The sequence below is a fragment of the Agrobacterium sp. 22-210-1 genome (assembly GCF_053522525.1).
This window is the reverse complement of sequence record NZ_JBNWCI010000002.1, coordinates 465478-478361: the sequence shown is the minus strand read 5'-3', so window position 1 is coordinate 478361 and position 12884 is coordinate 465478. Positions and strand designations below refer to the sequence as shown.

The following is a 12884-nucleotide window of genomic DNA, read 5'->3' as shown; positions in this document are numbered from 1 at the left end:
CTCAGGAGAAATGACATGACGAGAAAGAAAATTCGTTTCGGTATCATGCTTCAGGGTCCCGGCGGGCATATGAATGCCTGGCGACACCCCAAAAGCCCGGTCGATGCCAGCGTCAATTTCGACTTCTTCAGGAAGACGGCGCTAAAAGCGGAAGCCGCCGGCATTGCCTTCGCTTTTGTGGCGGACGGGCTTTACATCAACGACAAGTCGATCCCGCATTTCCTCAACCGTTTCGAGCCGCTGACCATCCTTTCGGCGCTTGCCTCAGTCACCTCGAAGATCGGTCTCGCGGGTACTGTTTCGACCTCCTATAGCGACCCTTTCACGATCGCCCGCCAGTTCGCCTCGCTCGACCTGTTGAGCGGCGGCCGCGCCGGATGGAATGCCGTGACGACGCCGCTTGAAGGCACGGCGAAGAATTACAGCCGCAATCATCCGGAACATGCGTTGCGCTACGAGATTGCCGATGAATATCTCGAAGTCATCAAGGGGTTGTGGGATAGCTGGGACGACGACGCCTTCGTGCGCAACCGGGAGAGCGGACAGTTCTTTGAGCGCGACAAACTCCATACGCTCGGTCACAAGGGGCGGTTCTTCCAGGTGGAAGGCCCGCTGAACATCCAGCGTTCGCCACAGGGGCAGCCGGTGGTGTTTCAGGCCGGTTCTTCCGATGCGGGCATCGGCCTTGCGGGCAAACATGCCGATGCCGTCTTCACCAATTCCGCTTCGCTGGAAGAAAACCAGACCTTCCTCAAGCGTGTAAAGCAGAGCGCGGTTGCGCAGGGCAGATCCGCCAGCGACGTGAAGATTTTCCCCGGCATCGGCCCGATCGTCGGTGAGACGCAGGAAGAAGCGGAGGCGAAATATGACGTCATCCGCAACCTCATCACCATCGAGGACGCGCTTGCCTATCTCGGCCGCTTTTTCGACCACCATGATTTCACGGCCTATCCGCTGGATGAGCCTTTCCCCGAACTCGGTGATATCGGCAAGAACAGCTTCCGTTCAACGACCGACCGCATCAAGCGCCGCGCCAAGGAAAAAAACCAGACGCTGCGGGAAGCGGCGCTGGAGGCTGCAACCCCGCGCGAAGGCTTCATCGGCACGCCGGACAAGGTGGCGGATGAGATTATCCGCTGGGTGGAAAATGATGCGGCCGACGGCTTCATTCTGGGCTTCCCGGTGATTGCCGAAGGGCTGGATGATTTCATCCGCCTCGTCATTCCGGTGCTGCAGCGGCGCGGTTATTTCGACCCGCATCTGGAAGGGGCGACGTTGCGAGATCATCTCGGCCTGCCTTTCCGGGAAAGCGTCTATTCCAGTGGCGAAAGCGGCTCGAACAAGGCCATCGCATAAGGCTGCGGCCGGGCGACGAGGCCGCCGCCCGGCGCAGATTACAGGACGCCGCGCGCAAATGGCCGCGCAGGAGACAGAACCATGAATATCCGCATTGACGGCGCGCGTCCGCAGGACGACGCCGAACGGGCAATCCTTGCCTTCATAGAGGAGAGCATCTCCATCCGGCATGATCTCCACCGGCATCCGGAGCTGTCGCTCAAGGAAAAACGCACGGCGGCGCTCGTTGCGCGTTATCTGCTGTCTTACGGATATGAGGTGACGGAGGGTGTCGGCGGTTACGGTGTCGTTGCCACCCTGAAACGGGGCCATGGTGAAAAACGTCTTGGCATCCGCGCCGATATTGATGCGCTGCCAATTCATGAAGAGACAGGCCTTGCCTATGCCAGCGCAACGCCGGGCGTCATGCATGCCTGCGGTCATGATGGCCACACGACGATCCTGCTCGCGGCCGCCCGTTATCTTGCTGAAACTTCAAATTTTTCCGGCATCCTGACGCTGATCTTCCAGCCCGCCGAGGAGATCGGCGCGGGTGCGAGGGCGATGATAAAGGACCGGCTGTTCGAGCGGTTTCCCGTCGATGCGGTCTTCGGCCTGCACAATTGGCCGGGTGTGGAAACCGGACAGTTCGGTTTCGTCGAAGGCCCTGCCATGGCCTCCGTCGACAAGGCGCAGGTGCGGATCGTCGGCAAAGGCGGCCACGGTGCGGCGCCGCATGAGACGGTCGATCCGGTCCTCGCTTCGGCAAGCTTCATCACCGCCCTGCAGAGCATCGTTTCCCGCAACGTCGATCCGCGCGAAATGGCGGTGCTGACCGTCGGTTCCATTCATGGCGGAACCGCCTCCAATGTCATTCCCGAGAGCGTGGAATTGCAGATCACCGCCCGGGCTTTTTCACCCGCTGTGCGCGACAGGCTGGAAGAACGGCTTCCGGCACTCGCCAAAGCGCAGGCGGAGAGCTTTGGCGCCAAGGCGGAAGTTGCTTATTCCCGTGGTTTTCCGCCTGTCATCAATCACGCCGCGCAGACGGTTTTCGCCCGCGATGTTGCCAGACGGCATTTTTCAGCCGGACAGGTCTCGGAAGGGTTTCAGCCGCGCACTGCGAGCGAAGATTTCGCTTTCATGCTGCAGGAGCGACCCGGCTCCTACCTCTTCGTCGGCAATGGCGACAGCGCGCCGCTGCACAGCCCTCACTATGATTTCAACGATGCGATCATTGCGCCTGCGGCACGCTTCTGGGTGCGCCTGGCTGAAGCATACCTCTCCTGACACGAAATTTAGGACAAGGACATGAGCGACAGTTTTTTCTACACATCGGTCAAGGATCCGCTCGCAACTCCGCTTCTGGAGGAGTTGCTGTTCGAATATGACAGCCGCTACGGCACGTTCTTCAATGCGGAAGGGGCAAGGGCGGAGCTGAACAAATATCCCCCGGAAGCCTTTAGTCCGCCATCCGGCAATTTCCTGCTGCTGCTGCGGGACGGAAAGCCGATCGCCGGCGGCGCTTTCATGCGTTACGACGAAGAGACCGCCGAGTTCAAGCGGGTCTGGACCCATTCGGCCCATCGTCGGCAGGGGCTGGCGAAGCTCGTGCTTCGGGAGCTGGAGCAGCAGGCGATCCGGCAGGGTTATGCCCGTGTTTATCTGACCACGGGGTTCCGCCAGCCGGAAGCCGTCGGCCTTTATCTCACCAATGGTTATCGCGCCTTGTTCGATACGGCGGCCGACCCTGAGACGATCAGGTCGCTGCCCTTCGAAAAATTTCTTTCCGATGCGGTTTCCGGTTCCGTACCGGACGGCGCGCCGATACCGGCCGTGCATCCGCAACCCTCTTCCGCCCATCCGTGAAAGGCTCTTTAGATGACAATAGCCTCTGATTTTCCGCATGTGGCGGTCAGCGAGAAGAAGGGCGAGCCGGTTAAAGGCGGTTACGGCCATTTCCGCATCGTTCCGGCCCGTTACCCCTTGCGAACCGTGGGCACGGTTTTTTCCGTCCTGATCATCGCGGCCGTGCTGCATTCCGTTTTCGGCAATCCACGCTGGGGCTGGGACGTCTTTGCCGAATGGTTCTTCGCCGAACCGGTGCTCGTTGGCCTTGGCCGGACGTTGCTATTGACGGCGCTTGGCGCCCTGTTCGGTTTTGTTCTTGGAACGCTGCTGGCACTTGCCCGTGTGTCACGCTCGCCGCTGCTGGTTGCTGTCTCCTGGACCTATATCTGGATTTTCCGGTCGATCCCGCTGATCGTGCTTCTGCTGATCCTCAACAATCTCGGTTATCTCTATGAAACTGTGACAATCGGCGTGCCCTATACCGGCATCAACTTCTTCAGCTGGAATACGACGCAGCTGATGACGCCCTTTGCCGCCGCTGTGCTGGGCCTCACTCTCAATCAGGCGGCCTTTGCATCGGAAATCGTGCGAGGCGGCATCCTCTCGGTCGATCAGGGACAGCTGGAAGCCGCCGCCGCGCTCGGTCTTCCACGCAGGCGGCAGGCGTCCCGCATCGTTCTGCCGCAGGCCATGCGGTCCATCCTGCCAACGGCCTTCAACGACATCATCGGCCTCGCAAAGGGAACGTCGCAGGTCTACATCCTTGCGCTGCCGGAATTGTTCTACACCATCCAGATCATCTATCGCCGCAATCTGGAAGTGATCCCGCTGCTGATGGTGGCAACCGTCTGGTATCTGGTGATCCTGACGGCGCTATCGATCGTTCAGCATCATATCGAACGGCATTTTTCCCGCGGTGCACTGCGCAATCCGCCGCCTTCGCTTTTCGCCACTGTCTACCGCACGTTCCTGCCACGCCGGGCAGCGGCGGAGCCGGCGGCCGTGGCGGCTGTACCTGCAAAGCGGGAAGCTTCGGTATCTGCGCATGCGGGAGGCTTCCGCATCGGAAATCGTGGCGGTTCGGTGAATATCCACGGTGTTTCCAAATCTTTCGGCACGCTCAAGGTGCTGGATGATGTCTCCCTTTCCATTCCGGCAGGCAGCGTCACCACCATTCTTGGCCAATCCGGTTCGGGCAAGTCCACCCTGCTGCGCTCCATCAACCATCTGGAGCGCGTCGATGACGGCTTTATCGCCATAGACGGCGAGCTGGTCGGTTATCGCCAGCAGGGCGATACGCTTTATGAGCTGAAGGAGCGGGAAATCCTCAAACGCCGCGTCGAAGTGGGCATGGTGTTCCAGAGCTTCAACCTGTTCCCGCATCTCACTGCACTTGAAAACATCATCGAAGCGCCGGTTGCGGTTCGCGGCATCTCGAAAGAACAGGCCGAGGCCGAGGCGCGCGATCTTCTGGCCCGTGTCGGCCTTGCCGAGAAGGCCAATTCCTACCCACGCCAGCTTTCCGGCGGCCAGCAGCAACGCGTGGCGATTGCCCGGGCACTTGCCCTGCGGCCAAAGGTCCTGCTGTTCGACGAGCCGACATCGGCGCTCGACCCAGAACTGGTCAATGAAGTGCTTGACGTCATCAAGGAGCTCTCCCGCTCCGGCGTCACCCTCATCATCGTCACCCATGAAATCGGTTTTGCCCGCGAAGTCTCCGACAGGGTCGTCTTCATGGAACAGGGCCGCATCGTTGAAACGGGCACACCGGAAAAGGTGTTCAACAACCCTGAACATCCGCGCACGGCCGAATTCCTCGCAAAAGTTCTCTAATCATAACAAAGGAAACACTCACATGGCCTTTTCATCGAAATTATTGTCCCTGCTCGCCGGCGGTCTTTTCACTGCCACCACCGCGCTCATTCCGGCCGCGCATGCGCAGGAGGTCGATCTGTCGCCCGAACAGAAGGGCCGGGTGCGCGCCGAAAAGGTTGAGGAGGCAATCAAGCTTCTGCCGGCCGGCCATAAATTCATTACCGATGGGAAGTTGACGCTCGCGACCGTGCCTTTCCGCCTGCCACTGGTCGATTATGCGAGCGACGCTAAAACGCCTGTTGGCGTGGAGCCGGATATTGCCCAGCTGGTTGCCGACAGCCTTGGGCTTGAACTTCAGCTCGTTCCGATTGCCTGGGCCGACTGGCCGCTCGGTCTTGCTTCCGGCAAATACGACGCCGTCGCCTCCAACATCACGGTGACGGAAGCGCGCAAGGAGAAGTTCGATTTCTCCAGCTATCGCAACGATCTGCTCGGCTTTTATGTGGGCAACAACAGCAAGGTCACATCAATCGGCAAGCCGGAGGATGTCGCCGGGCTGAAGGTGATCGTCGGCGCTGCCACCAATCAGGAGCAGATCCTGCTGAAATGGATCAAGGACAACAAGGCAAAGGGACTGGCCGACACTGAAGTGCAATATTATGACGATCAGGCCGTGCTTGACGTCGCCCTGCAATCCGGTCGCGCAGATGCCTATCTCGGCCCCAATGCCACCTCTGCCTTCCAGGCGGCAAGCCAGAAAAAGACGAAACTCGTCGGCACCTTCTCGGGCGGCTGGCCGGAAGCGGCGGAAATCGCCGTCGCTTCGAAAAAGGATGCCGGCATCGCCGAGGCCATCACCGCTGCGCTGAATGCCCAGATCAAGAACGGCAATTACGGCAAGGTTCTCGCTCGCTGGAATCTCGGCTCGGAAGCCATCACCGAATCCCGCACCAATCCGCCCGGCCTGCCCAAGAGCTGAGCGTGAAAAACCGAGTTCCCAAAAGCTGAGTCGAAGGTGGGACATCACTCAGCCGGTGGCGCGGGCATCCTCCCGCCCGCGCTACCTCCGTCCCGCAATCCTTTATCGGGAAATCATGATGACCTTCACCTCTCGTTTCGCCACGGCCGCGCTCGCCGCCTTTCTTTCCATCTCCGGTTTCGCCCCGGCTTTCGCAACCGATGTCTTCGATCTGTCACCGGATCAGCCCGGTCGTATCAGGGCTGAAAAAGATCCCGGCGCCATTGCCGCCGTACCGAAAGATTTCAAATTCGTCACGCCGGGTAAACTCACCGTCGCCGTTTCTCCCGGCGGGCCGCCATTGGCCACTTATGCGACGGATGCGAAGACCGTTGTGGGCGCAGACCCGGACTACGCGCTTGCCGTGGCCGATAGTCTCGGCCTTGAACTGGAACTGATGGCCGTGGCATGGGCCGACTGGCCGCTCGGCCTTGCCTCGGGCAAATATGATGCCGTCATCTCCAATGTCGGCGTTACCGAACAGCGCAAGGAAAAGTTCGATTTCTCCACTTACCGCCAGGGCCTGCACGGCTTCTTCGTCAAGTCCGACAGCGGTATAACCTCCATCACCGAGCCGAAGGATGCGGCAGGTTTGAGGATCATCGTCGGTGCCGGCACCAATCAGGAGCGCATTCTGCTGAAATGGAGCGACGAGAATGTCGCTGCCGGCTTGAAGCCGATCGAGCTGCAATATTACGATGACGAAGCCACGCGGCTCGTTGCCCTTTCAGCCGGTCGGGCGGATGTGATCGTCCAGCCGCATGCGCAGCTGGTTTTCATCGCCGCACGCGACAAGACTATCAAGCGCGTCGGAACCCTGTCCGCCGGCTGGCCGGAACGCTCCGACGTCGCCATCACCACCCGCAAGGGTTCGGGACTGGCGGATGCACTGACGCTTGCCACCAATGATCTGATCAAGAGCGGCGCTTACGCAAAAATTCTTGATCGCTGGCAGCTTGCGGAAGAGGCCCTGCCGGAATCGCGCACCAACCCACCCGGCCTGCCAAAAAGCTGACTGGTAGAAAAAATGCGGCGGATGGCAATATCCGCAGGTTCGCCTGCGGATATTGTTTTGCTGTTATGGCTTCAGAAATCCGCGACCTTGCCCCATGACGAACCAAGGAAACGGCTGGGGTGATAAGGGGCGGGATCGACGATCGGGTTTGAACCCGTGACGATATCGGCGATCAGATGACCGGCCCCCGGTCCGATGCCGAAACCATGGCCGCTGAAGCCGGCAGCGAGGATGAAACCGGGTAATTCGCTGGTTTCGCCAATGGCGGGCACACCATCCGGCGTGCTGTCGATAAAGCCGGCCCAAGCGGCGGAAATCCGGGTTTTGCGAAGTGCAGGCAGAAGTTCCAGCGCTCGTCTATGGGTCTCGCGGATGGCGGCGGCATTGGGTTTCGGATCGAGAATGCGAACCCGCTCCATCGGCGTCGGCGCATCCAGCCGCCAGCGTTTCAGCGTCTCATGGCCGCCGCGAATGCCTTCCAGCCCGCCCGGCCTGAGGCTGCGCCAGCGCTTGAGGAACATCGGAATGAATTCGCGGGCAAAACGCATCTGCTGCGCCGTTGGGTCAATGCGCCCCAGCCCGCTGATGGCGAGCGTGTAACCGCCATCGTGCCGCTTCGTTGCTGAGACGGCGGCGGTGTGTAACGCATCCGGCAGACCTTCCGCACCGGGCGTGACCGAGAGGATGGAGGAGCGGACCGAGGCCTGCGGAAAACGAATGCCAAGCTGGCGGCAGAAGGAAGACGCCCAGGCGCCGCCGGACATGATGGCCGTTTTGGTACGGATCGTGCCTTTTTCGGTGACGACGGCGCTGACCCGGCCGCCTTCGGTCTCAAGCCCGCGTGCGGCGCAATTCTGATGCACCGTGCCGCCGAGTTTGATGATGGCGCGCGCCACGGCGGGTGCCGCCATGGAAGGATCGGCCGTGCCGTCGGTGGGTGAGAAGACGCCGCCCTTCCAAAGTTTGCCCGTGGCGCGCCCGCGCTCGCTTGCCTCATCGGCGCTCAGCATATGGGTCGTCACGCCGGCGGTGAGGGCGAAGTCGCGCCAGCGCGCCCAGCCGGCAAGTTCCGCCTCGTTGTCGCTCAGGTAAAACAATCCGCAGCGGCGAAAGCCTGTGTCTTCGCCGCTTTCATTGGCAAACTGCTCCCAGAGCGCAAGACTCTGGGTCGAAATCGGCAATTCGCGCGCATCGCGGTTCTGCTGCCGGCACCAGCCCCAGTTGCGGCTGGATTGCTCCGCGCCAACAAGGCCCTTTTCCACCAGCGCAACTTTCAGGCCGCGCCGGGCAAGGTAATAAGCGGCGAATACCCCAACGATCCCACCGCCGATAATGACGGCGTCTGCGGCTTTCGGCAGCTCCGGCGATGTCGTGATCTGTTGCAGCGGGGCGGGCATGGGTCGGACTCCTTATATTCGTCCTAATTTACCTTGGCTGGCGTGTAAACGCTGCCAGACTGAGCGGTTTGCCGGAATCTCCTGCTGTTCGTGGCCATGTCTGCAACTCTTTATGCTGCATCAAAAAAACATGCTTACATCGACAGGGCACGTGCATGTGATAAGATTTCCACCGCAGCGTCAGAATTTTATGCCGCGCACTCGAAAAAACAAAAAAGGGGTTCCGTACGTGATGAAACTTGACCGGATCGATATCAAGATCCTCTACGAACTGCAGAAAAACGGTCGCATCACCAATGTGGAACTGGCGGAGCTTGTCAATCTTTCGCCCAGCCCCTGCCTGATGCGCGTCAAGAAGCTTCAGTCCGAAGGTTACATCGAAGGCTATTCGGCGCAGATCAACATCAACAAACTCGGCCAGACACTGACGGTCTTCACCGAGATCACGCTCAAGAACCACCGCCAGATCGATTTTGCCCGCTTTCTCGGCGTTGTCGAAAAGATCGACCAGGTGGTGGAATGTCATCTCGTTTCAGGCGGTTACGACTACCTGCTGAAATTTGTCACCTCGGGTATCGTTGAATATCAGTCGATCATGGAGCGGTTGACGGATATGGATGTCGGCATCGACAAATATTTCAGCTTCGTGGTGCTGAAATCGCCGATCACCAAATCGCATATGCCGCTGACCAGCCTGTTTCCGCTCTGAGGTGAGAGGGAGTGCATCAGACGTCCGCAAAACCTATGGGTTTGACAGGGTGTTGCACTTGCACTCCGTCACCCCGGGCTTGATCCGGGGGCCAGCGCGATCAAGCCCTTGATCGCAAAAGACTCTTCTCACGGCGCAGACGCGCCGTGGCTGGATGTCGGATCATCCTCGGACTTGTTCCGGGGACCGGCATGACGGAGGACAGCTTCTCAATCCTCTTTGGCACTCACCCAGGTTTTCGCAACGCCTTACTATTTTCCAGCGGCTCACCGTTTGGAAAACGCCCGCACCAGCTCCGCATCCTGCTGAAGATTGTCGAGCCATGTCGGATCGAGTTTTGGCACTGAGGAGAAGAGCAGCTTCGAATAGGGATGGGTAGGTGATTTGATTGCTTCGGTTTCCAGATGCTCCACCTTCTGGCCGCCATACATCACGACGATTTCGTCGCAGATTGTCTCAACCACCGAAAGATCATGGCTGATGAAGATGTAGGAGAGGTTCAGTTCCCGTTGCAATTCTCCGAGCAGATCAATGATCGCGGCTGCGACGACCGTATCGAGCGCCGAGGTGATTTCATCGCAGATGATGAGCGATGGTTCGGCCGCAAGCGCACGGGCGAAATTGACACGCTGCTTCTGCCCGCCGGAAAGGCCGGAGGGATGGCGGTGGCGCACCGAGCGCGGCAGCTTCACCATATCGAGCAGCTCATCGATCCGCGCATCCCGGGCCTTGCCTTTCATGCCGTGATAAAAGGTCAGCGGCCGGCCGAGAATATCTTCGATGGGTTTTGCCGGATTGAGCGCGGTATCGGCATATTGAAACACGATCTGCATTCGGCGCAGCTGGTCGCTGGTGCGCCGGCGTGCATCGGCATCGAGTTCGCGGCCTTCGAAGATGACATGACCGCTTGCTGCTGGCAGGATGCCGGCAATGGCGCGCGCCAGGGTGGATTTTCCGCAACCGGATTCGCCGATGATGCCAAGATTACGGCCGGGATAGACCGCAAGGCTTACGGAATCCACCGCACGCACCAGCGGCATGCGGTCCTCGCCTTTCGTGCCATAACCGGCGATCAGCTGGTCGATATCGAGGAGCGGTGTCGCCTCATTTTTCGTGAGCGGCGTCACGACGCGCACCTTGTCGTTAAAGGCGGTCAACAATTCGCGGGTATAGGGGTGTTGGGCATTCTCAAGAATATCCTTGGTCGTGCCGGTTTCCTGAACCTCGCCGCCTTTCAGCACCACGATCCGGTCGGCGATCTGCGCGACGACGGCAAGGTCGTGCGAAACATAGACGCCGCCAATGCCGCCCTTGCGCATCGCCGATTTGAAGGCACGCAGAACCTCGATCTGGGTCGTCACGTCAAGTGCCGTCGTCGGTTCGTCGAAAATCACCAGTTGAGGATTGCCGATCAGCGCCATGGCGGCCGAGAGGCGCTGCAGCTGGCCGCCGGACACCTGATGCGGGTAACGCTCGCCGATGGTTTCCGGATTGGGCAGTGACAATGCCTTGAAAAGCTCGACCGCTTTTTTACGCGCCTCCTGAGGCGGCATAAGATGGTGGATCCGGGTGACTTCGATGACCTGATCGATGATTTTCTGTGCCGGGTTGAATGCGGCGGCCGCACTCTGTGGCACATAGGATATTTTCGTGCCGCGCACCTTTGCGCGCTCGGCTTCGGACAGTTGCACCATGTCCCGGCCTGCCACCGTGACGCTGCCGTCGGAAATGCGGCAGCCCGGTCGTGCATACCCCATCAGGGTCAGTGCGATGGTGGTCTTGCCGGAGCCGCTTTCGCCGATCAGCGCGACGATTTCGCCCTCGGCGATGTCGATGTCTACACCCTTGATGATGTCGATGCGGCGGCCGGAATCGGTGGTGGCTTCGACCTTCAGTCCGCGGATTTCAACGAGATTGTTCATTATTCGCTCCTGTCGCGGATTTTCTGCGGCAGATTGTCGATTAGCAGGTTGACGCTGATTGTCAGGCTGGCAATGGCCAGCGACGGAAAGATGACGGCCGGCGCGGCAAAGGGCAGGCCGCCGATGTTTTCACGCACCAGCGCCCCCCAGTCGGCGTTCGGCGGTTGCAGGCCGAGACCGAGGAAGGACAGGCCAGATAGAAGCAGCACGATGAATACGAAACGCACGCCGAGATCGGCAAGTACGGGACGGACGATGTTCGGCAGGATTTCGGAGCTGATGAGATAGAGCAGGCTCTCGCCGCGGACGCGCGCGACCGTGACGAAATCCATGGTGTTGACATTGACGGCAAGCGCCCGGGCGAAACGATAGGCGCCGGGCGTATAGATGACCGACAGCGTGACGATGAGCACCGGAATGGACGAGCCAACGGCGGCGACGACCACGAGGCCGAAAAGCTTGCTCGGAATTGAGTTCACCGCATCGAGGAAACGGCTGAGTGCCGCATCGAACCAGCCGCCGACGACGGCGGCGCACATGCCGAGCACGACGCCGCAGGTGCAGGCGATGGTGACGGCGGCGAGCGAGATGCCGACCGTGAAACGCGCGCCCATGAGGATGCGGGAGAACACGTCTCGGCCGAGGTAATCGGAACCGAGCCAGAGATCCGACGTCATCGGCCCGAAGTAATCGAGATCAACGATTTCACCCACCGGATGGGGAATGAGATAGGGCGCGAAGATCGCGACCATGGCCCAGAGGAAGATGACGAGAAAGCCGAAAACGCCGACTGCGTTGATCTTGTAACCCAAACGCGAGGTCCCCGAAGTTGTTTTGATATTGTCGGCCATCAGCGCAGCCTCGGATTGGACATGATGGCGATGATGTCAGCCGTCGTGATGAGGAGGAGATAACCGACGCAGAAGATCATCGCGCAGGTCTGGATTAACGGCAGATCGCGGGTAGCGACGCCATCGACCATCAGCTTGGCGATACCAGGATAGTTGAAGATCGTCTCGACGATGATGACGCCGCCGACAAGGTACGAAAGCGACAGCGCCACCGCATTGACGATGGGGCCGAGCGCATTGGGAAGCGCGTGGCGCAGCACGATACGCATGCGCGGCGCACCCTTCAGGAGCGCCATTTCGACATAGGGCGTATCAAGCGTCTCGATGACGGCGGCGCGGCTCATACGGATCATCTGCGCAGAGACGACGAAGGTAAGGGTGATGACGGGCATGGCGTAAACGCGCAGCACATCGAATAGCGTGTGAACCTCGCTGACCAGCGAAAGCGCCGGCAGCCATTTCAGATAAACCGCAAAAAGCAGGACGGCGAGCGTGGCGATCATGAATTCCGGCACCGAGATGACGCCGATGGTCAGCACCGTGACGACGCGATCATAGAGTGTTCCGCGCAGCATGGCGGAGCTGATGCCGAGGGTGAGCGCCAGCGGCACGGCGATGAGTGTGGTGATGCCGGCCAGCTTCATGGAGTTGATGAAGCGCGGGCCGATGAGATCGGCAATCGCCATGTTGTTGGCATAGGAGGTGCCGAGTTCGCCGTGCAGCAGGCCGAAAACCCAGCGAACGAAGCGCAGCAGGGCGGGATCGTCGAGATGCATGGCCGTGCGCAGGCCGGCCACGGCCTCCGGCGTTGCCGCCTGACCGAGAAGGATCGTCGCCGTGTCGCCGGGCAGCAGGCTGGTGGCGGAAAAGACGATAAATGACACGATCAGCAGCGTCGTCAGCATGACGACCAGCCGCCGGGCGACAAGGGACAATATCCGGCTGTTCATTCACATGCTCCTGCGACCTGC

Annotated in this window: 11 protein-coding genes; 7 read left to right on the top strand and 4 right to left on the bottom strand. The window is 60.0% G+C overall.

Annotated features, from left to right (window positions below):
• Window positions 1–15 precede the first annotated feature (15 nt).
• The 6 genes from ACQZ5F_RS15110 (at window position 16) to ACQZ5F_RS15085 (ending at window position 7034) form a co-directional block, all read left to right on the top strand.
• A complete protein-coding gene (locus ACQZ5F_RS15110) occupies window positions 16–1356 on the top strand; it encodes an LLM class flavin-dependent oxidoreductase (protein ID WP_052818927.1) in 1341 nt (446 codons plus the stop codon).
• A gap of 81 nt (window positions 1357–1437) precedes the next feature.
• Window positions 1438–2625, top strand: a complete 1188-nt coding sequence (locus ACQZ5F_RS15105; RefSeq protein ID WP_225338622.1) for a M20 aminoacylase family protein — start codon at window positions 1438–1440, stop codon at window positions 2623–2625.
• Window positions 2626–2646: 21 nt separating this feature from the next.
• A complete protein-coding gene (locus ACQZ5F_RS15100; RefSeq protein WP_225244253.1) occupies window positions 2647–3204 on the top strand; it encodes a GNAT family N-acetyltransferase in 558 nt (185 codons plus the stop codon).
• A 12-nt stretch (window positions 3205–3216) separates the two neighbouring features.
• Entirely contained in the window at window positions 3217–5019 is a 1803-nt protein-coding gene (locus ACQZ5F_RS15095) for an amino acid ABC transporter permease/ATP-binding protein (RefSeq protein ID WP_080842810.1), read from the top strand.
• A 22-nt stretch (window positions 5020–5041) separates the two neighbouring features.
• Window positions 5042–5980: an ABC transporter substrate-binding protein gene (locus ACQZ5F_RS15090; protein ID WP_225338621.1), complete on the top strand. Its 939-nt coding sequence runs from the start codon at window positions 5042–5044 to the stop codon at window positions 5978–5980.
• Window positions 5981–6098: 118 nt separating this feature from the next.
• Entirely contained in the window at window positions 6099–7034 is a 936-nt protein-coding gene (locus tag ACQZ5F_RS15085; protein WP_448730612.1) for an ABC transporter substrate-binding protein, read from the top strand.
• Window positions 7035–7105: 71 nt separating this feature from the next.
• Here ACQZ5F_RS15085 and ACQZ5F_RS15080 read toward each other — a convergent pair whose 3' ends face one another.
• Window positions 7106–8431, bottom strand: a complete 1326-nt coding sequence (locus ACQZ5F_RS15080) for an NAD(P)/FAD-dependent oxidoreductase (protein ID WP_225338620.1) — start codon at window positions 8429–8431, stop codon at window positions 7106–7108.
• Between the two features lie 232 nt (window positions 8432–8663).
• Between ACQZ5F_RS15080 and ACQZ5F_RS15075 the strand changes: the two genes are divergently transcribed.
• Entirely contained in the window at window positions 8664–9140 is a 477-nt protein-coding gene (locus ACQZ5F_RS15075; RefSeq protein WP_046801438.1) for an Lrp/AsnC family transcriptional regulator, read from the top strand.
• 266 nt (window positions 9141–9406) lie between these two features.
• Here ACQZ5F_RS15075 and ACQZ5F_RS15070 read toward each other — a convergent pair whose 3' ends face one another.
• From ACQZ5F_RS15070 to ACQZ5F_RS15060, 3 genes are read right to left on the bottom strand one after another with little or no spacing between them, the layout of a single operon-like run.
• Window positions 9407–11062 (bottom strand): ABC transporter ATP-binding protein, encoded by a 1656-nt coding sequence (locus tag ACQZ5F_RS15070; protein WP_225338619.1) that lies wholly within the window; start codon window positions 11060–11062, stop codon window positions 9407–9409.
• Window positions 11062–11913, bottom strand: a complete 852-nt coding sequence (locus ACQZ5F_RS15065; protein ID WP_046801436.1) for an ABC transporter permease — start codon at window positions 11911–11913, stop codon at window positions 11062–11064. Before ACQZ5F_RS15065 ends, ACQZ5F_RS15070 begins: the two co-directional genes overlap by 1 nt.
• Window positions 11913–12863: an ABC transporter permease gene (locus tag ACQZ5F_RS15060; protein ID WP_046801435.1), complete on the bottom strand. Its 951-nt coding sequence runs from the start codon at window positions 12861–12863 to the stop codon at window positions 11913–11915. The genes ACQZ5F_RS15065 and ACQZ5F_RS15060 overlap by 1 nt, the downstream gene beginning before the upstream one ends.
• Window positions 12864–12884 lie beyond the last annotated feature (21 nt).